We start from the raw sequence: 23,171 nt of genomic DNA on the forward strand, positions 1-23,171 counted from the left end.
CGACGGTGCACGCCCGCGGACCCGACCGAGGACCTGACCGAGGACCTGACTGATGACCTCCCCCCTGCTCCCCGGCGACCGCCCCACCGCCCGCAGCCTGCTGCCCGCCCCCGTGCTCACCGCCGCGTTCTGCGCGATCGCCGTCGTGGCCTCGTTCGTCGTGTTCCCGCCGGAGGCGATCGGCGCGGTCCTGGTGACCGGCGTGGTCGCGTCCGTGCTGCTGTGCGCCGCCGTCACGGCCGCCGCGTACGCCCGTCTGTCCGCGCGCGCCGCCCGGGAGCGGCTGGAGGCCGTCACCCAGGACGTCGGACGGCTGCTCCAGGAGCGGTCCCGGCTGACCGAGGACGCCCGCCGCCAGCACGAGCTGCTGACCGGTGAACTCACCCGTGAGCGCGCCCGGTTGTCCGCCGAGCTGGACCAGGAGCGGGCCCATCTCGCCGAGGCGCTGGCCGACGAGCGCGACCGGCTCGCCGAGCAGCACGCGGCCGAACTGGCCCGGCTGGCGCAGGAGCGGGCCGAGGAACGCACCCGGGCCGACGACGCGCACACCGCGGAGCTGGCCCGGTCCGCGGAACGGCACACCGCCGAACTGGACCGGCTCACCGCCCAGCACGCCGACGAACTGGCCAAGCTCACCGGCGAGCACACCGAGGAGCGGGAACGGCTGGAGGAGGAGCGCGACCGCCTGGCGCGCGAGCGGATCCGCCTGGCCGGGGAGAACGCGCGGCTCACCACCCGGCTGCGGGAGGCCGAGGGCGCCCGCGCGTCCGCCCTCGCCGCCACCGCCAACGCGGCCGGACGGATGCAGGCGCTGGCCACCGGCATGCTCGCCGACCTGCGCGCGATGGAGGAGAAGCACCACGACGAGGAGGTCCTCGCCGACCTGCTCCACCTCGACCACCGCACCGCCCAGGCGGGCCGTCTCGCCGACTCCGTCGCCGTCCTCACCGGCGCCCGCTCCGGCCGTCGCTGGGCCCGCCCCATCCCGATGGAGTCGATCCTGCGCGGCGCGATGGGCCGCATCGCCGGCTACCAGCGGGTCCGCGTCCACTCCGCCAGCGACACCTCCGTCGCGGGTCACGCCGCCGAGGGCGTGATGCACGCGCTCGCCGAACTCCTCGACAACGCCGCGAACTTCTCACCGCCGACCGCCGAGGTCCACGTCTACGTGGAGGAGGTCCCGGCCGGTGTCATCGTGTCCGTGGAGGACAGCGGCCTGGTGATGGGCGAGGCGCAGCTGCGGCGCGCCGAGCGGGCCGTCACCGGCGAGTCGACCGAGCTGGGCGGTCTCACCGGCACCCGGCTGGGTCTCGCGGTCGTCGGCCGGCTGGCCCGGCGGTACGGGCTGCGGGTGTCGTACCGGCCCTCCGCGCGCGGCGGCACGGGCGTACTGGTGCTGCTGCCGCAGGACATCCTCGTACCGGCGGACGCGGCGCCCCTGCGGCCGGTCACGGAACCGGCGGCGAACGGGGCTGCCGCCCGCACCCCGACCGCGGCGGTGAAGCCGGCGGCCGCGAAGGAGCGGGAGGCCTCCGCCGGGGTGCCGTCCGCCGCGAAGGCCGCGATGCCGTCCGGCACGAGCGACGCGGAGCCCGACGCCCCGACGGGCCCCTCCGGCACGCGCGGCGCGGAGTCGTCCGGCACGGAGGACGACCAGCCGTCCGCCGCCGACGACAAGGCGCCGGCCGCCGAGGACGCGCCCCTGGTCCTCCCCCAGCGCCGCTCCGTGACCCGCGAGGCCACCGAGCCCGAGCCCCGCCACGGCGCCACCGGCGACACCGCCGCCTCCCCCGCCTCCCCGGAGACGGAGCGCCCGGCCGCCCCGGCCCGCGCCGCCGTCCTCCCCGCCCCCTCCTACGCCGCCGCCCGTTCCGGCGGTGACGTGGACGCCGACCCGGTGCCCGTCCACGCCTCCGCGTCCGGCGACGGTGACGCGCCGCGCTGGTGCCCGCCGGCGCCGTGGCCGCACCCTCGCCGACGCGGAGCGCCGGGCGGGCGCCGGAAGCCGTGGAGCGGAGTCCCGGCCCGCGCCCACGGCCGAGGAGACCCGGGCCCGCACCGCACGCTTCAGCAGCTTCCGCCAGGCCGTGCGGACCCCCACCCCGGACGACACGGCCGACCCCGACGCGGGCGTCCCCCCGGCCCGCGAGACCACCCCCGACCCCGAGACCGCACCTCAGCCCACCCCCGTGACTTCGGAAGGCGACACCACCTCATGACCGGCACGACCACCGCGGACGAAAAGCTCACCTGGCTCATCGAGGGCCTGTTGGAGCGCACGCCGGGCGCGCGCCACGCGCTCGTGCTGTCCCGTGACGGCCTGAAACTGTGCCGCACGACCGAGCTCTCCAACGACCAGGCCGACCAGCTCGCCGCCATCGCGGCCGGCATCCAGTCGCTGTCGCACGGCGCGTCCGTCGAGTTCGGCGACGGCACCGGCGGGGTGCGCTCGGCGATGACCGAGTTCTACGGCGGCGTGCTGTTCATCGTGGAGGCCGGCCAGGGCGCGCACCTGGCCGTCGTCACCACGGAGGACGCGGACGCCGGGCTCGTCGGGCACAACATGAGCGAGCTGGTGGAGCAGCTCGGCGAGCACCTGACCGCGCCGCCGCGCAGCTCATGAGCCGGCCCGGCAGGGACGACGCGCCCGACCGGCTGTACACCCTCACCGGGGGGCGCAGCCGGTCCGGGCCGGACAACCCGTTCGACCTGGTGACCCTGGTCGTCGCCGAGTGCGACCCGGTGCCCGGCATGCAGTCGGAGCACGCGGCGATCCTGCGGCTCACCGGGCGGCCCACGGCGGTCGTGGAGATCGCGGCCGAGCTGAAGCTGCCGGTGAGCATCACCCGGATCCTGCTGTCCGACCTCCTCGCGGCGGGCCGGGTCAGCGCCCGTCACCCCCGCAAGGCCGCCGTACCCGACCCCGACATCCTGGAGCAGGTGCTCGTTGGACTCCGCAACCTCTGAGACGCCGGTGGCGTCCGAGACGCGCACCCCGCTGGGCGCGTCGGCCGACAACGGACTGAAGATCGTGGTCGTGGGCGGCTTCGGCGCCGGCAAGACGACGATGGTCCGCTCCGTCAGCGAGATCCGTCCCCTCAACACCGAGGAGACGATGACCCAGGCCGGCGAGGGCGTCGACGACCTCAAGGGGGTGCGCGGCAAGACCGCGACCACCGTCGCCTTCGACTTCGGCCGCATCACCCTGGACGAGCGCAACGTGCTGTACCTGTTCGGCGCGCCGGGGCAGGAGCGGTTCTGGTTCCTGTGGGACCGGCTGTTCTCCGGCACGCTCGGCGCGGTGGTGCTGGTCGACACGCGGCGCATCGACGACTCCTGGTACGCCATCGACCGGCTGGAGCGGCACGGCACGCCGTTCATCGTGGCCTGCAACGACTTCGGCGGACCCACGTTCACCCCGGGTCAGATCCGCGAGGCGCTCGACCTGGACCCGCACGTGCCGCTGGTGAACTGCGACGCGCGGTCCCGCGAGTCCAGCAAGATCGTGCTGATCACGCTGGTGGAGCACATCAAGGAGCTGTACGCCGATCAGGCCCGAGCCTCCCGTCAGGAGCTGGTGTGAGTCCCGCCTCCGTCCCCGACGCCGTCCCGTTCAGCGGCCCCCTGCTGCAGGACGACCCGGCCCGCGTCTACCGCGAGCTGCGCCGTGAGCACGGCAGCGTGGTGCCGGTCGTGCTCGACGGCGACGCGCCCGCCTGGCTGGTCCTCGGCTACCGCGAGCTGCACCAGGTCACCGGCGACCCGGTGCTGTTCAGCCGCGACTCCGAGCTGTGGAACCAGTGGGGGAACATCCCCGACGACTGGCCGCTGCTGCCGATGATCGGCCGCCGTCAGCCCTCCATCCTCTACACCGTCGGCGAGCGGCACCGGGAGCGGGCCGCGATGCTGGGGAACGCGCTGGAGGCGGTCGACCCGACCGAACTGCGCGGCCACTCCGAGCGGTTCGCGGACGAGCTGATCGACGCGATCTGCCCGCGCGGCTCCGCCGACATCATCGGCGAGTTCGCGATGCTGCTGCCGGTGCGGGTGCTGGCCCGGCTGTACGGGTTCCCCGACGACAAGGGTCCCGCGCTGGTCACCGCGCTCAACGACATGATCGACGGACGGGAGCGGGCGCTCGCAGGGCAGACGCACCTGTTCACGTCGATGACGGAGCTGGTGGCCGAGCGGCGCAAGGAGCCCGCTCAGGACGTCGCCTCCCGGATGCTCGCCGACACCTCGGGGTTCACGGACGAGGAGATCGTCCAGGACCTGATGGTGATGATGGCGGCCGGGCATCAGCCGACCGCGGACTGGATCGGCAACTCGCTGCACCTGATGCTCACCGACTCCCGGTTCGCGGCCTCGCTGTTCGGCGGCCGCAACAGCGTCGCCGAGGCGATGAACGAGGTGCTGTGGGAGGACACCCCGACGCAGAACGTGGCGGCGAGGTGGACGTCGCGCGACACGCAGCTCGGCGGGCGCCGCATCCGGGCCGGCGACATGGTGCTGCTGGGCCTCCAGGGCGCCAACTCCGACCCGCAGGTGCGCACCGACGGCTCGCTCACCGGCGGCAACGGCGCGCACTTCTCCTTCGGTCACGGGGAGCACCGCTGCCCGTTCCCGGCGCAGGAGATCGCCGAGGTGATCGCCCGGACCGGCATCGAGGTGGTCCTGGACCGGCTGCCGGACATCGACCTGGCCGTGCCGGCCTCCTCCCTGACCCGCCGCCCGTCGCCCTGGCTGCGCGGCCTGTCCGAGCTCCCGGTCACCTTCACACCCACCCCCGCCCTTGGAGGCTCGCTCGCATGACGGCTGGTACGGACCTCACCGCGACCGACACCGAAGAGACCCGCATCCCCCTCGACCCGTTCGTCTCCGACCTGGACGGCGAGAGCGCCGCGCTGCGGGCCGCCGGACCGCTGGCCGCCGTGACCCTGCCGGGCGGCGTGGACGTGTGGGCGGTGACGCATCACGCCGAGGCGAAGAAGCTGCTGACCGACCCGCGGCTGGTGAAGGACATCAACGTCTGGGGCGCCTGGCAGCGCGGGGAGATAGCCCCGGACTGGCCGCTGATCGGGCTGGCGAACCCGCCGCGTTCCATGCTCACCGTGGACGGCGCCGACCACCGGCGGCTGCGCACCCTGGTCGCCCAGGCGCTCACCCCCAGACGGGTGGAGCGGATGCGGGGCCGGATCACGGAGCTGACGGAGTCCCTGCTCGACCAGGTGGCCGCGCAGCCCGGCGACAGCGTGGACCTGAAGGCGGTGTTCGCCTATCCGCTGCCGATGTACGTGATCGCCGACCTGATGGGGCTGGCGGAGGAGCGGCTGCCGCGGCTGAAGGAGCTGTTCGAGAAGTTCTTCTCCACGCAGACCCCGCCCGAGGAGGTCGTCGCCACGCTCACCGAGCTGGCCGGGATCATGGCCGAGACGGTCGCGGCCAAGCGGGAGAACCCGGGCGACGACCTGACGTCGGCGCTGATCCAGGCGTCGGAGGACGGCGACCGGCTCACGGACGAGGAGATCGTCGCCACGCTCCAGCTGATGGTGGCGGCCGGGCACGAGACCACGATCTCCCTGATCGTCAACGCGGTGGTCAACCTCTCCACCCACCCCGACCAGCGGGAGCTGGTGCTGTCGGGGAAGGCCGACTGGCCGGCGGTGGTCGAGGAGACGCTGCGCTGGTCCACACCGACCTCGCACGTGCTGATCCGGTTCGCCACCGAGGACGTCCCCGTCGGGGACAAGGTGCTGCCCGCCGGGGACGCGCTGATCGTGTCGTACGCGGCGATCGGCCGGGACGAGCAGGCGCACGGGCCGACGGCCGGCGTCTTCGACATCACCCGGGAGAGCCCCAACCGGCACATCTCCTTCGGGCACGGCCCGCACGTCTGCCCCGGCGCCGCGCTGTCCCGCCTGGAGGCGGGCGTCGCCCTGCCGGCGCTGTACGCGCGCTTCCCGAAGCTGGACCTGGCGGTGCCGGCGAGTGAGCTGCGCAACAAGCCCGTGGTGACCCAGAACGACCTGTACGAGCTGCCGGTGACGCTCGGCGGGTGAGAGACGCGGGTGGCGGACGCCCCTCCCCCCGGACCGTCCGCCACCCGTCCCGGTGACGTGTCTCAGCGACGCGTCTCAGCGGACGGACGAGATTGCGCCCGTGTTTCCCCCAGCCGCTAGGCTCCGCTCGTGGCTGAGATCCGGATTCCTGCTGACATCAAGCCCGCCGACGGTCGTTTCGGTGCGGGTCCCTCCAAGGTGCGGACGGAAGCGCTGGACGCGCTGGCCGCGACCGGCACCTCCCTGCTGGGCACCTCCCACCGCCAGGCGCCGGTGAAGAACCTGGTCGGCCAGGTGCGTGAGGGCATCCGCGAGCTGTTCCAGCTCCCCGACGGCTACGAGGTCATCCTCGGCAACGGCGGGTCCACCGCGTTCTGGGACATCGCGACCCACGGCCTGATCGAGAACAAGTCGCAGCACCTCAGCTTCGGCGAGTTCAGCTCCAAGTTCGCCAAGGCCGCCAAGCTCGCCCCGTGGCTGGCCGACCCGGACGTCATCTCCGCCGACCCGGGCACGCACCCGGAGGCGGTCGCCGCGGCGGGCGTCGACGTGTACGCCCTCACCCACAACGAGACCTCCACCGGCGTCGCCATGCCGGTCAAGCGCGTCGCCGGCGCCGACGAGGGCGCGCTGGTCCTGGTGGACGCCACCTCCGGCGCGGGCGGCCTCCCGGTCGACATCGCCGAGACGGACGTCTACTACTTCGCCCCGCAGAAGTCCTTCGCCTCCGACGGCGGCCTGTGGATCGGCGTGTTCTCCCCGGCCGCGATCGAGCGCGCCGAGCGGATCCACGCGAGCGGCCGGCACGTCCCGGAGTTCTTCTCGCTGCCGACGGCGATCGACAACTCCCGCAAGAACCAGACGTACAACACCCCGGCGCTCGCCACCCTCTTCCTGCTGAACCAGCAGCTGGAGTGGATCAACGGCCAGGGCGGCCTGGACTGGGCGGTCCGCCGCACCGCGACCTCCGCCCGCACGCTGTACGGCTGGGCCGAGGACATCAAGTACGCCAACCCGTTCGTCACCGACCCGGCGAAGCGCTCGGCTGTCATCGGCACGATCGACTTCACCGACGAGGTCGACGCGTCCGCCGTCGCCAAGGTCCTCCGCGCCAACGGCATCGTCGACACCGAGCCCTACCGCAAGCTGGGCCGCAACCAGCTCCGCGTCGCGATGTTCCCGGCGATCGACCCGTCGGACGTCGAGGCCCTGACGAAGTGCGTCGACTACGTCATCGAGCAGCTGTAGTCCTGCTCACGTGAAAGGGCGCCCGGTGGTGATCCACCGGGCGCCCTTCGTCGTCCTCTGCGCGCAGCGGGCCCCGTTCAGCCCCTGCGCCGCCGGCGCCTGCTCAGCCCGAACAGGGCCGCGACCACCAGGGCGACCGCCAGCGCTCCTCCGACCTTCGCGGTGTCCCCGTCCCCGGCGGCGCCGGCGCCGCCGTCCGCGCGGGAGCCGGAGCCGCCGCTGGAGCCGCCCTCCTCGTCCGCGCCGGGCGCCGGGCGGCTCACCACGCCGCTCTGCTCCCCCTCGCTGCCGAACAGCAGCCGGGAGCCGTCGGCCGAGTAGGTCACCGACTCGCCCTGCCCCTGGAGCGGCACGCTCAGCCGGTCCTTGCGCTGCAACTTGCCGCCGTTCCAGGCGTAGTGGATGCCGCCGAAGTAGCCGCGCACCGCGAGGTCCTGGCCGTCCGGGGAGAGCGCGGCGTCGGTGGTCCACAGTTCGACGGGGGCGATGGGCCTGAAGACGTTGTCGCCCTCCGGTGAGAGCTTCGCCGGGCCCTCGTAGAGGTGCCCGCCGTCCTCGTGCTTGTCGATGAGGTACACCCGCCCGGTCTTCGGGTGGACGACCATCGCCTCGGCGTCGCGCGGGCCGTCGGAGTACTTCACCACGTACTGCGTGGCCTGCACGGTCGCGTCCTGGAGACGCTTCGGCTCGGGGAGTTCGTAGATCCACACGTACGGCCAGGTGCCGCCGAGGTTGTCTCCGGTGTCGGCGACGAAGAGGCGGTTGCCGGGGCCGACGGAGATCGCCTCGACGTCGCGGGGCGTGCCGATGCCGGTGAGGGTGAGGCGGGCGACGGTGTCTCCGGTGCTGCCGTCGACGGCGTAGAGGTAGGGGCCGTCGTCGCTGTCGTTGTGGGTCCAGTAGACGCCCGGGTGCTGCCGGGAGGCGGCGAGCCCGCTGGACTCGGTGATGCGCGGGTCGTTGATCGTGAACCCCTCGTCCCCGTCGTCGTTGTCGGCGGCGGAGGCGGGCACGGCGAGCGCGGCCGTCAGCAGGGTCGCGGCGAGCAGGGCGAAGGGTCTGCGCATGAGCCAAGACTGCCATCAGCAAGGACGCTTGGGTGCGGGTGTCGGGGCTCACATCGCGTCGAACGCGCTGATCCACCATGATGATCGGGTGCTCAGGTTCATGCCCGTAGGTGACTCGATGACGATCGGGAGCGCGGGTGAACACACCTGGCGCTACCGCCTGTGGCAGCACCTGTGCACCGCGTACGGCGGCCCCTTCACGCTGGTCGGCCCCCGCGAGACGCTGCACGACCCGTCCACGGACGCCCCCACCTCGTACGCGTACGCCGACCCCGACTTCCCCCGGGCGCACCTGGCCGGCTGGGGTGAGGGCTGGTGCCACATGGCGCCGCTGATCGGCGACGCGGTGCGGTCCTGCCGCGCGGACGTGCTGCTGGTGTCGCTGGGCCTGATCGACCTGGGCTTCTACACCAACGCCGAACAGACCGCGGACAACGTCCGCGCGTTCGTCGCCGAGGCACGCGCGGCCCGCCCGAAGGTGCGGATGGCGGTGATGCCGGTGGTCCGCAACATCCGGGTGGACGCGGACGAGACGTTCGCGGGGCAGGTCGCCCGGTTCAACACGCTGCTGGGCGAGACGGTCGCCGACCTGGACACGGCGGCCTCCCCGCTGCTGCTCGTCCCGCCGCCGGCGACGTACGACTTCCATGTGGACACCTACGACGGCACGCACCCCAACGAGAGCGGCGAGCACAAGATCGCGGGGGCGTTCGCCGAGGCGATGTGGCAGGAGTGGTCGCTGGGCGGGCCGTACAAGCCGTCCTGACCGTCCTGGCCGGACCGCTTCCGACGCCTGACGCGTGAAGCGCTTGCATGGAGCGCACTCCAACACGTTGGCTGGACGTCCATGAGGTACACGCAGCTCGGACGCACAGGACTCAAGGTCAGCCGGCTCGTTCTCGGGACGATGAACTTCGGTCCGCAGACCGACGAGGCCGACAGCCACGCCATCATGGACGCGGCGCTCGACGCCGGCATCAACTTCTTCGACACCGCCAACGTCTATGGGTGGGGTGAGAACAAGGGCCGCACCGAGGAGATCATCGGCAGCTGGTTCGCCAAGGGCGGGGACCGCCGCGACAAGGTCGTCCTCGCCACCAAGGTGTACGGCAACATGGGCCCGGACGGCGAGGCGTGGCCCAACCACGACAAGCTGTCCGCGGTGAACATCAGGCGCGCGGTGGACGCCTCGCTGAGGCGCCTGGGGACCGACCACATCGACCTCTACCAGTTCCACCACATCGACCGGGCCACCCCGTTCGACGAGATCTGGATGGCGATCGACGTCCTGATCCAGCAGGGCAAGATCCTCTACGTCGGCTCGTCGAACTTCCCCGGCTACAAGATCGCCCAGGCCAACGAGACCGCCGCCCGGCGCGGCGGGACCATCGGACTGGTCAGCGAGCAGTGCCTGTACAACCTCGCCGAGCGGCGCGCGGAGATGGAGGTGATCCCGGCCGCGCAGGAGTACGGGCTGGGGGTCATCCCCTGGTCGCCGCTGCACGGCGGTCTGCTGGGCGGGGTCATCAAGAAGGAGGCCCAGGGCGGCCGCCGCGCCTCCGGTCGGGCCGCGGACACCCTGGCCGACCCGGCGGCGCGCAAGCAGATCCAGGCGTACGAGGACCTGCTGGAGAAGCACGGCGTGGAGCCGGGCGAGGCGGCGCTGGCCTGGCTGCTCACCCGTCCCGGGGTGACCGGCCCGATCGTCGGCCCGCGCACGCGCGAGCAGCTCGACTCGGCGCTGCGCGCGCTGGAGCTGGAGCTGGGCGAGGAGCTGCTGGCCTCGCTGGACGAGATCTTCCCGGGCCCGGGTCCGTCCCCGGAGGCCTTCGCCTGGTGACGGCGGACAGGCCGTGACGGCCCGGCGGCGGCGCTACCTACCGAGCGCCGCCGCCAGGGCCACCACGACGAACATCAGCACAAGCGCACCGGCCATGATCCGGTTCCGGGTCTTCGGGTCCACGCCGTCGAGCCTAACCGGCCGCGCCGAGTGCCCGGCGGGCGACCGCCTCGTAACGGGGCTGCTCGCCCGGAACGCCCGACCTGGGCAGGTGGCTGCGCACCAGCACCAGCTCCTCCACGATCCAGGTGCGGCTGCGGAAGTCGTCCAGCGCCGCGAGGTACGGCCGTACGTCCACGGCGTCGCGGCTGCGCGCCACGGTCAGATGGGCCTGGTAGCGCCGGTGCTCGTCCATCTCGATGCCCGCCTTGCGGCCGGCCGCCTCGGAGCGCTCGGCCAGCAGCCGCATGGTGTGCAGGTCGCCCGACGCCCCGGTCCACAGCGCGCGCCCCCGGCCGAACTGGCCGCCGCCGGACAGCGCCAGCGGGAACGGCTCGGTCCGCGCCGCCGCCCGCCCCAGCCGGGCGGTCAGCTCGGGCACGGTGTCGTCGTCCACCTCGCCGTAGAACGCGAGCGTGAAGTGCCACCCGGCCCGCTCGGTCCACCGCAGCCGGTCACCCCCGCCCAGCGCCCGCAGCCCGCCCACCTCGGCGTCCAGCGCCCCGATCACGTCCTCGGGCGGCAGCACGGCGGCGAAGAGTCTCATGCCTCCAGTGTCCCGCGTGCCCTGGTCGCCGTGCGTATCGTTGTTCTGCGCGGCTGTACGCATCGAGCGTCGGCCGGGGAGGACCGCCACGATGACCGTCGCTCGAAGACAGGATCGAGATGGCCGAGAGCGGCGATGAGCTCACGCTCGACTTGAAGTACCACGGCAGCGTGTGCTTCGACTTCGGCATCGAGATCGACCTGACCAGGACGGCCGTCGGCCTCATCCTCACCACCGACGACTTCCCCCGCGGCTGATGACGGGCCAGGGCCCGGCGGCTCACGCCGCCGGGGCCAGGGCCTTCGGGTGGTCGCGGGGGACGAAGCGGACGACCGGGTGGCCGTGGTGCCAGTGGACCGCGAGGCGCAGGCCGCCCGCGCGGGCCAGGATCAGGCCGATGACGGCCGCAGCGGTCATCGCGATCGCGCCGCCGGCCGCGAAGCCGAGGCGGGCGCCGTAGGTGTCGGTGACCCAGCCGACGATGGGCGCGCCGACGGGGGCGCCGCCGAGGAACACCATCATGTACAGGGCCATGACGCGGCCCCGCACCGACGGGTCGGTGGACATCTGCAGGCTGGTGTTGGTGGTGACGTTGACCGTCATCGACACCAGGCCCAGCGGCACCATGATCAGTGCGAACATCCACAGCTCGGGCGCCGCGGCGGCGAGGATCTCCAGCGCGCCGAAGGCCAGCGCGGCCATGATCAGCAGCCGCAGCCGGGCCGTGCCGCGCCGGGCGGCGAGCAGGGCGCCGGAGACGGAGCCGACCGCCATCAACGTGTTGAACATGCTGTAGACGCCCGCGTCCCCGTGGAACACGTCGTCGGCGAAGGCCGACAGGTAGACGGGGAAGTTGAAGGCGAACGTGCCCATGAAGCCGACCAGCACGATCGGCCAGAGCAGGTCGGGCCGTCCGGCCACGTAGCGCAGGCCCTCGCGGAGCTGGCCCTTGCCGCGCGGGGCGCGCTCGACGGGGTGCAGCTCACGGGCACGCATCAGCATCAGGCCGGTCAGCGGCGCGATGAAGGACAGGCCGTTCAGCAGGAAGGCCCAGCCGGTGCCGACTCCGGTGATCAGCAGACCCGCGACGGCGGGGCCGACCAGCCGGGCGGACTGGAAGTTCGCGGAGTTCAGGCTGACCGCGTTCTGCAGCTGTCCGGGGCCGACCAGTTCGGACACGAACGACTGGCGGGCGGGGTTGTCGACGACGGTCGCGAAGCCGAGGGCGAGGGCGGCGACGTAGATGTGCCACACCTCGACGAGGCCGGTCAGGGTGAGGACGGCGAGCGCGATCGACGTGAGCGCCATCGCGGTCTGGGTGACCATCAGGGTGGGCCGCTTGCGCAGCCGGTCGACGAGGACCCCTCCGTAGAGCCCGAACAGCAGCATCGGCAGGAACTGCAGCGCCGTGGTGATGCCGACGGCGGCCGAGGAGCCGGTGAGGCTGAGCACCAGCCAGTCCTGGGCGATGCGCTGCATCCAGGTGCCGATGTTGGAGACGACCTGGCCGAGGAAGAACAGGCGGTAGTTCCTGATCCTCAGCGAGGAGAACATGGAGTTCTTGCGGGCGGGGGCGTCGAGGGCGGTCTTGGTGTCGTAGGGGTCAGGTGCGGGGGCGGAAGCTGCTCCGGATCCCGTACTCAAAAGGTTCGCCTCCTGTGACTGCCGGGGGTGGTCAGATGTGCGCCAGTTTCTCCAGCACGGGGGCGGCGGCGCGCAGGGTCGCCCACTCGTCCTCGTCGAGCTCCTCGACCAGCGTGGCGAGGAACGCGTTGCGCTTGCGCCGGCTCTCCTCGAGCATCGCCTCGGCCCGCTCGGTCTGCGTGACGACCTTCTGACGCCGGTCGTCGGGGTGCGGCTCGAGCCTGACCAGGCCCTTGGCCTCCAGCAGCGCCACGATGCGGGTCATCGACGGCGGCTGGACGTGTTCCTTGCGGGCGAGCTCGCCCGGGGTGGCACTGCCGCAGCGTGCCAGGGTGCCGAGCACCGACATCTCGGTGGGGCTGAGCGACTCGTCGACCCGCTGGTGCTTGAGGCGGCGGGAGAGCCGCATCACGGCGGAGCGAAGGGCGTTCACGGCGGCGGCGTCGTCGCCATGGCTGAGGTCCGGCATGTTCTTTAGCGTAACTCATTACTCTGGCTAAGGACCACCCGGTACGGCGCGCCCCGCCCGTGAGCCGCGCCACGCCCGCCTCAGCAGCACCGCCCAGGGGCGGGCCGAAATCAAGACAGCCCCCGGCGGAGATCACCCATATGAGTGATCGATGCATGAAATGCCACGCGCCGCACCGTGAGGTGCGGCGACTCTCGTGGGCATGGGGACCGACGTGCTCAGCCTGCGGATAGACCATGAACTGCTCGAACGGCTCCGCGACCATGCCGCCAAACGCGGCATGAGCGTCCAGGACTATGTCGTCCGGACGCTCATGCGCGATGACTTCGACCAGCGCTTCCGCGCCGCCGTCGAGGAGACGGAGAAGTTCTACGGGGTCACCTGATCCCGCGCTCCCCCGGCGGGGATCAGGTCAGACCCAGCGCCGGCATCAGGTAGTAGAAGCCGAAGACCGCCGCCACCACGTACATCGCCGTCGGGACCTCCTTGCCGCGGCCCGCCGCGAGGCGCAGCGCCACGAAGGTGAGGAAGCCCATCCCGATGCCGTTGGTGATCGAGTAGGTGAACGGCATCATCACCATCGTGATGAAGGCCGGGATCGCGATGGTGTGGTCCGCCCAGTCGATCTCCTTGATCCCGTTGGCCAGGATCAGGAAGCCCACCGCGAGCAGCGCGGGGGTGGCCGCCTGGGACGGAACCATGGTGGCGATCGGCGTGAGGAACAGCGCCACGGCGAACAGGCCGCCGGTGACGACGCTGGCGAAGCCCGTCCGCGCGCCCTCGCCGACACCGGCGGTGGACTCGACGAACGCGGTGGTCGCGGAGGAGGAGCTGGCGCCGCCCGCCGCGACGGCGACGCCGTCGATGAACAGCACCTTGTTGATGCCGGGCATCTGGCCCTCGCCGTCGGTGAGCTTGGCCTCGTCCGAGACGCCCATGATCGTGCCCATCGCGTCGAAGAAGCACGACAGCAGCACGGTGAAGACGAACAGCACGCCGGTCAGCACGCCGACCTTGGAGAATCCGCCGAACAGGCTGACCTGGCCGATCAGGCCGAAGTCGGGCGTGGCGACCGGGTTGCCGGGCCACTCGGGCGAGGTCAGACCCCAGGAGGGCACGTCGGCGACGGCGTTGATCACGACCGCGACGACGGTCATCACGACGATCGAGACGAGGATCGCGCCGGGCACCTTGCGCACGATCAGCGCCAGCGTGAGCAGCGCGCCGAGCACGAAGACCAGCACCGGCCAGCCGTTGAGGTGGCCGTCGGCGCCGAGCTGGAGCGGGACGGTGGTCTGGGCGGCGTCCGGGATGCGGGAGACGAAGCCGGAGTCGACGAGCCCGATCAGCATGATGAACAGGCCGATGCCGATGGCAATGGCCTTGCGCAGGCCGTGGGGCACGGCGTTCATCACGCGCTCGCGCAGGCCGGTGGCGACCAGGAGCATCACCACGAATCCGGCCAGCACCACCATGCCCATGGCGTCCGGCCAGGACATGCGGGGCGCGAGCTGCAGCGCGACCACCGAGTTCACGCCGAGGCCGGCGGCCAGGGCGATGGGGACGTTGCCGATGACGCCCATGAGCAGCGTGGTGAACGCGGCGGTCAGGGCGGTCGCGGTGACCAGCTGGCCGTTGTCCAGCTGGTTGCCGTACATGTCCTTCGCGCTGCCCAGGATGATCGGGTTGAGCACGATGATGTACGCCATCGCGAAGAAGGTGGCGAAACCGCCCCGGATCTCGCGGGACAGGGTGCTGCCGCGCTCGGTGATCCGGAAGTAGCGGTCGAGGGCGCCGGACGCGGCACCGGACCCCGGCTGCTCGGGGGTGGGCGCCTTGGCGGGGGCCGACGTGGACATGTGCAGGGACCTCATCACCGGCGGGCTCCCCCGGAGCCGAGCCTTTGGTGTTTTCTACGAATAAAAGCGGTCAGAGGCAAACGGATTCAGTATGAACATATAACGCCCCCGACACCATCTCCGCGCGTAGACCGCCTGCGGCCGGTGTGATTCCCGCACCATCGCGGGGCTCACCCGGCGCGGGAGCGAGGGCCGCCCGACGCGGGGCGCCACGCCCCCGACGCTCCTCGTAAGCTGTCCGCATGGCGAAGTGGACCCCCAAGCACGAGGCGCCGGAGCCCCTGGAGGGCCCCGTGGTCGCCACCATCACCGGCGGCACGATCGTCTGGTTCGTCCTCTTCCTGGTGCAGCTGCCGTTCTACGGCTGGTTCGACGAGCACGGGCACGCCTGGTGGGTGTGGACCTGCCTGGCCGGCGGCGGTCTCGGCCTGATCGGCATCTGGTACGTGCGCAGGCGCGACGCCGCGATCAAGCGTGCGCGGGCCGAGGAGGCCGACGCAAAGGCGGGCCGCGCCTCCGCCGCGCACACCGACTGATTCACGCCAACCCGGCACCCTGAGACGGAAGTTGACGGAACTACCACCGCGGTAGGAGACCGGTGGGACGGCCGTCCTCCCCTGGTCGGAACTTCCCCGCCCCAGCGGGTGAAGCACCGGATCCGCACGTACCGTCGAATGCATGACGCATCTCGATGCGGGCGACCGGACCGAGGACGTCCGGCCTGCCACGGCCACGTCGCCGGCGACCGGACTGACCTCGGCGGAAGTGGCCGAGCGGGTGGCGCGCGGACAGGTCAACGACGTCCCCGTACGCAGCAGCCGGTCACTCTGGGACATCGTCCGTGCGAACGTCTTCACCCGGTTCAACGCGATCATCGGCGTGCTCTGGGTGATCATGCTGATCGTCGCACCGCTCCAGGACAGCCTGTTCGGCTACGTCATCCTCGCCAACACCGGCATCGGGATCGTCCAGGAGTGGCGGGCGAAGAAGACGCTGGACTCGCTCGCGCTGATCGGCGAGGTGCGGCCGACGGTGCGCAGGGACGGGGTGTCCGCCGAGATCGGCACGTCCGAGATCGTGCTGGACGACCTCATCGAGATCGGGCCGGGGGACAAGGTCGTCGTCGACGGGGTGGTCGTCGAGGCGGACAACCTGGAGATCGACGAGTCGCTGCTCACCGGTGAGGCCGACCCGGTGGTGAAGCGGCCCGGCGACCCGGTGATGTCCGGCAGCTTCGTCGTCGCGGGCGGCGGCTCCTTCCAGGCGACCCGGGTGGGCCGCGAGGCCTACGCGGCTCAGCTCGCCGAGGAGGCGTCCCGCTTCACCCTCGTCCACTCCGAGCTGCGCAGCGGCATCTCCACGATCCTCAAGTACGTCACGTGGATGATGGTGCCGACCGCGATCGGCCTGGTCGTCAGCCAGCTCGTGGTCAAGCACAACGAGCTGAAGGACTCGATCGCCCGCACGGTCGGCGGGATCGTGCCGATGGTGCCGGAGGGGCTGGTGCTGCTCACCTCGGTCGCCTTCGCGATCGGTGTGATCCGGCTGGGCCGCAAGCAGTGCCTGGTGCAGGAGCTGCCCGCGATCGAGGGCCTGGCCCGGGTGGACACGGTGTGCCTGGACAAGACCGGCACGCTCACCGAGGGCGGCATGGACGTCACCGAGCTGCGGGTGCTGGGCGACGCGGACGAGACGTACGTACGGAAGGTGCTGGGCGAGCTGGGCTCGGCGGACCCCCGGCCGAACGCGTCGCTCCAGGCGATCATCGAGGCCTGTCCGGACACCACCGACTGGCGGCTCACCGACACCCTGCCCTTCTCCTCGGCCCGCAAGTACAGCGGCGCGACCCTCGACGAGGGTGACGGACGCCCGGTCACCTGGCTGCTGGGCGCCCCGGACGTGCTGCTCCCCCACGACGACCCGGCGCTGGGAGAGACCGAGCGGATGAACCGGGAAGGCCTGCGGGTGCTGTTGCTCGCGCGGGCCCGCGAGGAGGTCGCCGTCGACGACCCGGCCGCCGTGGACGGCCTGCGGGCGGTCGCGCTGGTGGTGCTGGAGCAGCGGCTGCGGCCCGACGCCGCCGACACCCTGCGCTACTTCGAGGAGCAGGACGTCGGCGCCAAGGTGATCTCCGGCGACAACGCGGTGTCGGTCGGGGCGGTCGCCGGCAAGCTCGGCCTGTCCGGCACGACGGTGGACGCGCGCCGGCTGCCCGCCGAGCCGGAGGCCATGGCCGAGGAACTGGAGGCCGGCACGGTCTTCGGGCGGGTCACGCCCCAGCAGAAGCGGACCATGGTGGGCGCGCTCCAGTCGAAGGGCCACACGGTCGCGATGACCGGAGACGGCGTGAACGACGTGCTGGCGCTGAAGGACGCGGACATCGGCGTGGCGATGGGCTCCGGCTCGGAGGCCACCCGCGCGGTCGCGCAGATCGTGCTGCTGAACAACAGCTTCGCCACGCTGCCGTCGGTGGTGGCCGAGGGCCGCCGGGTGATCGGCAACATCACGCGGGTCGCCACGCTGTTCCTGGTGAAGACGGTCTACTCGGTGCTGCTGGCGGTGCTGGTGGTGGTGTCGCGGGTGGAGTACCCGTTCCTGCCGCGCCATCTGACCCTGCTGTCCACGCTGACCATCGGCATCCCCGCCTTCTTCCTCGCCCTCGCCCCCAACAAGGAGCGGGCGCGGCCGCACTTCGTCCGCCGGGTCATGCGGTACGCGGTCCCGGGCGGGGTGCTGGCGGCGCTGGCCACCTTCGCCACGTATCTGCTGGCCCGCAGCCACTACAGCGGCCCGGGCTCGCTGGGCGCGGAGACCAGCGCGGCGACGCTCACCCTGTTCCTGATCTCCATCTGGGTGCTGGCGATCATCGCCCGCCCCTACACCTGGTGGCGGATCGCCCTGGTCGCGGCGATGGCCGGCGCGTTCCTCGTGGTCCTGGCCGTGCCCTGGCTCCAGGACTTCTTCGCCCTGCGCCTGGTCGGCGTGACGCTGCCGTGGCTGGCGGTGGGCATCGCGGCGGTCGCGGCGGTGGTGCTGGAGTTCCTCTGGCGCTGGGTGGACCGACGGTTCCCCGTCTGAGACGGGTCGATCGGGCGATATGCCCGGTATGTGGGTGACCATGGGAGTCTGCCGCAGGTGATCGGAGACGGAAGACCTCATGAAGCTGCTGTCCCGGAAGAAGTCCGACGAGTCGCAGACACGGTCGAGCAGGGGAGAGCTCGCGGCGCAGCTGGCCGCGCCGGTGCGCCGGTTCCTGGCGACGGAGGCGGGCAGCTCCGGACTGATGCTGCTCGCGGTGGCCGTCGCCCTGATCTGGGCGAACTCCGGCTGGTCGGAGTCGTACTTCTCGCTCTGGCACACCGAGGCGTCCGTCGCGATCGGCGACGCGGAACTGGCGATGAGCCTCGGGCACTGGGTGAACGACGGGCTGATGGCGCTGTTCTTCTTCGTCATCGGCCTGGAGGTCCGCTACGAGCTGTCCGTGGGCTCGCTGAACGACCGCCGCCGGATCATGATCCCGGGCCTCGCGGGCGTCGGCGGCATGCTCATGCCGGTGCTGCTCTACCTGCTGATCGCGCCCGGTTCGAAGGCCGCGGACGGCTGGGGCATCGTCATCGGCACCGACACGGCGTTCCTGCTGGGCGCGCTCGCCGTGGTGGGCCCCCGCTTCACCACCCAGCTGCGGATCTTCCTGCTGGCGATCACCGTCATCGACGACATCGTCGCGGTCACCGTCATCGGCGTCGTCTACTCCGGGTCGATCCGGGTGCCGGAGCTGATCGGCGCGCTGCTGCTGGGCGCGGTCCTGTCGGCGCTGTCCCGGTTCGACGTGTGGCCGGCCGTCCCGTACGTGCTGATCGTGCTGGCGATGTGGTACCTGACCCTGAACGCCGGGCTGCACGCGTCCATCGCCGGCATGCTCGGCGGTCTGCTCATCCCCGCGCGCGAGCCGTCCCGAGAGGGCGTCGAGCAGGCGGCGCGGCTGTTCCGCGCGTTCCGTCAGTCGCCCCGCGCGGACGTGGGCAAGACCGCGCGCAAGGGCCTCCAGAAGGCCGTCTCGGTCAACGAACGCCTCCAGATGTATCTGCACCCCTGGTCCAGCTATGTCGTCGTCCCGGTGTTCGCCCTGGCCAACGCGGGCGTCGACCTGCGCGGCGGCGTCCTCACCGACGCGCTGGGCTCCGCGCTCACCTGGGCCGTGGCGGTCGGTCTCGTCGCCGGCAAGTTCATCGGCATCTGGGGCGGCACCCGGCTCGGCACCCGGTTCGGGCTGGGCGAACTGCCCCCCGGGGTGGATCAGGGTCACGTCCTGGGCGGCGCGGCCCTGTCCGGCATCGGCTTCACCGTCTCCCTGCTGATCGCGGGCCTCGCCTTCGACGACGAGCCGGAACTGCTCGCCCGGGCGACCGTCGGCGTGCTGCTCGCGGCGGTGATCGCCACCCTGCTGGGCTGGCTGGCGTTCCGCGTCTCCACGATGCTCGGCGGCAAGACGGACGCCGACCTTCCCCGCTATCTGGACCGCCTGGTCGACCCGGAGACGGACCACATCCTCGGCCCCGTCGACGCGCCGCTCACGCTGGTCGAGTACGGCGACTTCGAATGCCCCTTCTGCGCCCGCGCCACCGGCGTCACCAAGGAACTGCGCAACCGCTTCGGCGACCGCTTCCGCTACGTCTTCCGGCACCTCCCCCTCCCAGACGTCCACCCGCACGCCGAACTGGCCGCACGGGCGGCGGTCGCCGCGGGCGCCCAGGGCCGCTTCTGGGACATGCACGACCTGCTGTACCGGCACCAGGACCAGCTGGAGTACGAGGACACCGTCGTCTACGCCATCGACCTCGGCCTCGACATGGAGAAGTTCCTCAACGACCTCGAGTCCGAGTGGGTCGCCGAACGCGTCCGCCGCGACGCCCGCAGCGCGGAGGCAAGCGGGGTCCAGGGCGCACCGACGTTCTTCATCGGCAACCGCCGGCACACGGGCCCGTACGACGCGGAGACGCTGGCGCGGGAGCTGGAGCAGTTGGAGCACGAGGGGTCGGGGGCGACCCCCACGGACCGGTGACCCATCCCGGGGCTCCGCCCCGGACCCCGCTCCTCAAGCGCCGGAGGGGCTGGTTCCAGCCCGCCCGGCGCTCAAGGACGAGGTCAGTCGAACCACCGGTCCCGCGCCAGCTCCTCCGTCCGCGACGGATCCTCCATCAGCGCCGCCACCTCGAACCGCCGCGGCCACTGCCCCGCCGCCCAGGCGAGCCCCGCCGCCACGCCCTCCAGCGTCGCCGCGTGCAGCACCCCGTCGTCGGTGAGCCGCCAGTCGATCTCCACGCCGTCCACGACGAGCTCCTCGTGCTCGACGTACGACGCCGGGGTCCGCGGCCCCAGCAGGACCCGCACCGCCTCCGGCACCTCGTGCTCCGTGCCCTCGGAGTCCACCCGCCCGGTGACGGACTCGCTGAGCCGCCGCACCTGGAACAGCTCGGCGAGTTCGGCGGCCCGCGCCGGGCGGACCGGCAGCAGCGGCACCCCGGCGGTGAACGGCAGCAGGTCGGGCGAGTCGACGACCACCGCCTCGGAGGCGTCCACCACCTCCACCCGCCCGTCGGCCACCGCGCGCAGCTCGTCCGGCAGGGTCACCTGCTCGGGGTCCAGCTCGGCCAGCGCCCCGTACAGCCCGTGCAGCTGGGCCGCCGTGACCGGGCGGTCGGGATCGGCGAGGCGCTCCAGCAGTTCGGCCGCCCCGCCCGGCTCGTCCAGCAGCGCCGCGACCGATGTGCGCACGCCCAGCGCGCGCAGCACCTGCTCGTCGTCGAAGCCGGTCGCGTCTGCCTCGTCGTACAGGCCGCGCAGCAGCGGGTCGCCGCCCGCCGCGCGCAGTCCGGCCGGGCGGCGCCCGCCGAGCACGGGGTGGCCGCGCAACCACCACGCGGTGTACGGCCGTACGGTCTCGTGGGTGCCGTCGTGGAGCAGGATCCGCACCGGCTCGACCAGCGCGTCCCGCAGCGGGGGCCGGGAGAGCAGGGCGAGCGCCTGCGGCCAGCGGTCGTCGTCCACCAGGTCCAGGTCGCGCACGGCGACGATCTCGGTGGCGACGGGTGGGACGGGCGCGTCGGGGAAGCGGTCGAGGATGTCCTCGGCCCACACGTCGACGGCGTCCAGCAGACCGGGGTCGTCCGGCTCCGCGTAGTCGCTCTCGCGCGGCTCCAGCTCGTCCGGGTCGAGGACGACGTCGGTGGCCCGCACCAGCGCGAAGTCGACGAGCACCCCGCACGCGGCCAGCGGCTGCTCGCCCCACTTGCCGGCCAGGTCCGCGTCCACGGCGGCCAGCTCGCCCTCCCGCATGACCTGCGCGAAGGGGCCGCCGGGGAAGACGAGTTCGCAGGCCGGGGAGAGTTCGCCGTCCTCGTCGGGCAGGGCGAGCGCGCCCAGCCAGGGCTCGTCGCCGGGCTCCAGGCCCGCGTCCCGCACCAGCGTCAGGACGACCTCCACGAGTTCGTCGGCGTCGAGGGAGTCCTCCTCCCAGTTCACCCCGCCCTCGTCGTCGAGGGACGCGGCGACGGCGGCCCGCACCTGCGGGGTGGTGAGCACGGCGCGCGGGGTCGCGGGCAGCGCGCCCAGCTTCTCCAGGAGCGGGTGCGCGGCGTCCGGGTGGGCGACCTTCAGGCCGAGCCGGGCGAGTAGCCCGGCGTCGAGGGTCGCGTCCGGGGTGGGCAGCAGCACCTGCCGGGGGCCGATCGTCGTGCGCCCGTCGGCGAGCGGCACGGGAAGTCCGCTGAGCCGGTCGGGGTCGACGCCGGCGAGGCTGTCGTAGAGCCGCCGCCACCAGTCGGGGGACTTCTCCAGGCCGGCGAGCCGGTCGATCGCGTCGGTCAGCGGCACCCGCGCGACCCCGAGGGTGCGCAGCTCGGCGCGCCGTTCCAGACCGGCGGGCAGCAGCGTGGGCAGGACCTCCGCCAGCACCCGTACGGTGTCGGCTCCCGCGCCCTCGGCGATCTCGGCGTCGCGCGGGCGCAGCGCCTCGGGCAGCCCGGAGTCGTCGTCGGCGACGGGCGCGGCGGCGGGCGGCAGGAAGGCGGTGCGCGGCAGCCGCTCCAGGATGGCCGCGCGCAGGGCGCCGTCCAGCTCGCCCTTGCCGAGCGGTCCGGGCACGAGGTCGATGGCGCCGGCGGTCACCGGACGCCAGTCGGCGAGGAGTCCGGCGTAGGCGTCGGCGGCGCGCTGCACGAGGAAGTCGGTGAGCGGTCCTGGCGCGGCGTGCCGGCGGGTGGAGTCCAGCGGCAGGGACGCGATGAGCAGGGCGGGCACGCCGAGCGGCTCGTCGCTGGGGGTGGGCGCGTGCACGACGGCGGCGGTGCGCGGCCGGGCGGGCGCTCCGTCGGAGCCTACGGGGACGGCCCAGGTGACCGACCAGTGCGGGCGCAGCCGCTCCTCGACGGGCCGGTCGGCGAGCAGGTCGGGGGTGAGGTCGCCGTGCGCGGCGGCGGTGCGCCAGCGGGTGACGCCGTCGCGGGAGTCGGTGACCACGGTGAGGTCGCCGTCGGTGCGGCGGCTCACGGTGCGGGGCGCGTCGTCGCCGATCTCGACGACGACCTCCTCCAGGCCGGGCAGGGCGAGCAGCAGGGCGTCGTCGACGGCGTGCAGCAGCCGCTCGGCGAGGTCGGCGGCGGCGGTGTCGCGCAGCGGCAGGATGACGGCGGTGTCGTACGGGTCGGGGGCGGTGCCCTCGGCGGCGAGGGGGAGCCGCAGCAGCGGTACGTGTCCGTCGCGGCGGCGGATCTCGTCGCCGAGGCCGGGGCTGTGCCGGGCGGTGTCCTGCGCGAGGTCCCGCGCCTCCGCGAGGGACCAGCGCACCCCGCCGTGCCGGCCGACGACGGCGGGCTCGTCGGTGACGGCGAGCACGGCGGCGAAGCCGACGCCGAACCGCCCGACGGCCCGGTCGGGGGTGTCCCGCTTGGCGGAGGCGCGCAGCGTGGACAGCGACTCGACGCCGGCCGCGTCCAGCGGGGCGCCGGTGTTCGCGGCGACGAGGACCCCGTCGCGGAGGGTGAGCCGGAGACGGCCGGGCACGCCGGCCCGGGCGGCGGCGTCGGCGGCGTTCTGCGCGAGTTCGACGACGAGCCGGTCCCGGTAGCCGCCGAGGACGAGGTCCTCCTCGGCGTTGGCGTCCTCGCGGAACCGCGCGGGGCTGGTGGCCCAGGCGTCCAGGACCCCACGCCGCAGACGCGCCGTACCGAACGGGTCGGCACCCTCGGCGGCGGGCCGCACGAACTTGCTCACGTTGACTC

At 72.7% G+C, this 23,171-nt stretch carries 19 protein-coding genes; 13 read left to right on the forward strand and 6 right to left on the reverse strand.

Annotated elements, in window-relative coordinates; translation table 11 throughout:
• Positions 1–52: 52 nt before the first annotated feature.
• The 6 genes from AY578_RS34265 to serC all read left to right on the forward strand — a co-directional run bounded on the left by AY578_RS34265 (position 53) and on the right by serC (position 7,307).
• Positions 53–2,623 (forward strand): roadblock/LC7 domain-containing protein, encoded by a 2,571-nt coding sequence (locus AY578_RS34265; protein WP_475360437.1) that lies wholly within the window; start codon positions 53–55, stop codon positions 2,621–2,623.
• On the forward strand, positions 2,620–2,967 hold the full coding sequence (locus AY578_RS14255; RefSeq protein ID WP_019524534.1) for a DUF742 domain-containing protein: 348 nt from the start codon (positions 2,620–2,622) through the stop codon (positions 2,965–2,967). The genes AY578_RS34265 and AY578_RS14255 overlap by 4 nt, the downstream gene beginning before the upstream one ends.
• Positions 2,948–3,583 carry a GTP-binding protein gene (locus AY578_RS14260; RefSeq protein WP_026243761.1) on the forward strand — a complete coding sequence of 212 codons (636 nt, stop codon included), beginning with the start codon at positions 2,948–2,950 and terminating at the stop codon, positions 3,581–3,583. Before AY578_RS14255 ends, AY578_RS14260 begins: the two co-directional genes overlap by 20 nt.
• A complete protein-coding gene (locus AY578_RS14265; protein WP_028960648.1) occupies positions 3,580–4,812 on the forward strand; it encodes a cytochrome P450 in 1,233 nt (410 codons plus the stop codon). Before AY578_RS14260 ends, AY578_RS14265 begins: the two co-directional genes overlap by 4 nt.
• Positions 4,809–6,059 carry a cytochrome P450 family protein gene (locus tag AY578_RS14270; protein ID WP_028960647.1) on the forward strand — a complete coding sequence of 417 codons (1,251 nt, stop codon included), beginning with the start codon at positions 4,809–4,811 and terminating at the stop codon, positions 6,057–6,059. The genes AY578_RS14265 and AY578_RS14270 overlap by 4 nt, the downstream gene beginning before the upstream one ends.
• A gap of 129 nt (positions 6,060–6,188) precedes the next feature.
• A complete protein-coding gene (gene serC / locus AY578_RS14275; protein ID WP_026243760.1) occupies positions 6,189–7,307 on the forward strand; it encodes a phosphoserine transaminase in 1,119 nt (372 codons plus the stop codon).
• Positions 7,308–7,384: 77 nt separating this feature from the next.
• Here the strand turns inward: serC and AY578_RS14280 are convergent, their stop codons facing one another.
• Entirely contained in the window at positions 7,385–8,374 is a 990-nt protein-coding gene (locus tag AY578_RS14280) for a YncE family protein (RefSeq protein ID WP_028960646.1), read from the reverse strand.
• Between the two features lie 88 nt (positions 8,375–8,462).
• On the opposite strand from AY578_RS14280, the gene AY578_RS14285 reads away from it, so the two are divergent.
• Together AY578_RS14285 and AY578_RS14290 are read left to right on the forward strand one after the other, a co-directional pair.
• Positions 8,463–9,140: a GDSL-type esterase/lipase family protein gene (locus AY578_RS14285; RefSeq protein ID WP_028960645.1), complete on the forward strand. Its 678-nt coding sequence runs from the start codon at positions 8,463–8,465 to the stop codon at positions 9,138–9,140.
• 81 nt (positions 9,141–9,221) lie between these two features.
• The gene (locus tag AY578_RS14290; protein WP_019524527.1) at positions 9,222–10,214 is read left to right on the forward strand and encodes an aldo/keto reductase; all 993 of its coding nucleotides are present in this window, start codon (positions 9,222–9,224) and stop codon (positions 10,212–10,214) included.
• A 133-nt stretch (positions 10,215–10,347) separates the two neighbouring features.
• Here the strand turns inward: AY578_RS14290 and thpR are convergent, their stop codons facing one another.
• Complete coding sequence (gene thpR / locus AY578_RS14295) at positions 10,348–10,920, reverse strand: RNA 2',3'-cyclic phosphodiesterase (protein ID WP_019524525.1); 573 nt, start codon at positions 10,918–10,920, stop codon at positions 10,348–10,350.
• Between the two features lie 119 nt (positions 10,921–11,039).
• Here thpR and AY578_RS14300 point away from each other — a divergent pair, with 119 nt between their 5' ends.
• On the forward strand, positions 11,040–11,177 hold the full coding sequence (locus AY578_RS14300) for a hypothetical protein (RefSeq protein ID WP_019524524.1): 138 nt from the start codon (positions 11,040–11,042) through the stop codon (positions 11,175–11,177).
• Positions 11,178–11,199: 22 nt separating this feature from the next.
• Here the strand turns inward: AY578_RS14300 and AY578_RS14305 are convergent, their stop codons facing one another.
• Together AY578_RS14305 and AY578_RS14310 are read right to left on the reverse strand one after the other, a co-directional pair.
• Entirely contained in the window at positions 11,200–12,564 is a 1,365-nt protein-coding gene (locus tag AY578_RS14305; RefSeq protein ID WP_019524523.1) for an MFS transporter, read from the reverse strand.
• Between the two features lie 31 nt (positions 12,565–12,595).
• Positions 12,596–13,033 carry a MarR family winged helix-turn-helix transcriptional regulator gene (locus AY578_RS14310; RefSeq protein WP_019524522.1) on the reverse strand — a complete coding sequence of 146 codons (438 nt, stop codon included), beginning with the start codon at positions 13,031–13,033 and terminating at the stop codon, positions 12,596–12,598.
• A 202-nt stretch (positions 13,034–13,235) separates the two neighbouring features.
• On the opposite strand from AY578_RS14310, the gene AY578_RS14315 reads away from it, so the two are divergent.
• Entirely contained in the window at positions 13,236–13,418 is a 183-nt protein-coding gene (locus AY578_RS14315; RefSeq protein WP_037778541.1) for a hypothetical protein, read from the forward strand.
• 22 nt (positions 13,419–13,440) lie between these two features.
• Here AY578_RS14315 and AY578_RS14320 read toward each other — a convergent pair whose 3' ends face one another.
• Entirely contained in the window at positions 13,441–14,892 is a 1,452-nt protein-coding gene (locus tag AY578_RS14320) for an NCS2 family permease (protein ID WP_019524520.1), read from the reverse strand.
• 242 nt (positions 14,893–15,134) lie between these two features.
• Between AY578_RS14320 and AY578_RS14325 the strand changes: the two genes are divergently transcribed.
• The 3 genes from AY578_RS14325 to nhaA all read left to right on the forward strand — a co-directional run bounded on the left by AY578_RS14325 (position 15,135) and on the right by nhaA (position 19,954).
• Entirely contained in the window at positions 15,135–15,428 is a 294-nt protein-coding gene (locus AY578_RS14325; protein ID WP_019524519.1) for a DUF2530 domain-containing protein, read from the forward strand.
• A 142-nt stretch (positions 15,429–15,570) separates the two neighbouring features.
• On the forward strand, positions 15,571–17,970 hold the full coding sequence (locus tag AY578_RS14330) for an HAD-IC family P-type ATPase (RefSeq protein ID WP_215188180.1): 2,400 nt from the start codon (positions 15,571–15,573) through the stop codon (positions 17,968–17,970).
• A 79-nt stretch (positions 17,971–18,049) separates the two neighbouring features.
• Positions 18,050–19,954 (forward strand): Na+/H+ antiporter NhaA, encoded by a 1,905-nt coding sequence (gene nhaA / locus AY578_RS14335; RefSeq protein WP_258902437.1) that lies wholly within the window; start codon positions 18,050–18,052, stop codon positions 19,952–19,954.
• Positions 19,955–20,037: 83 nt separating this feature from the next.
• On the opposite strand, the gene AY578_RS14340 is transcribed toward nhaA, so the two are convergent.
• Positions 20,038–23,163, reverse strand: coding sequence for a sacsin N-terminal ATP-binding-like domain-containing protein (locus tag AY578_RS14340; RefSeq protein WP_258902438.1), 3,126 nt, complete (start codon positions 23,161–23,163; stop codon positions 20,038–20,040).
• Positions 23,164–23,171 lie beyond the last annotated feature (8 nt).

The organism is Streptomyces thermocarboxydus, from assembly GCF_024760485.1.
GTDB lineage: Bacteria > Actinomycetota > Actinomycetes > Streptomycetales > Streptomycetaceae > Streptomyces > Streptomyces cellulosae.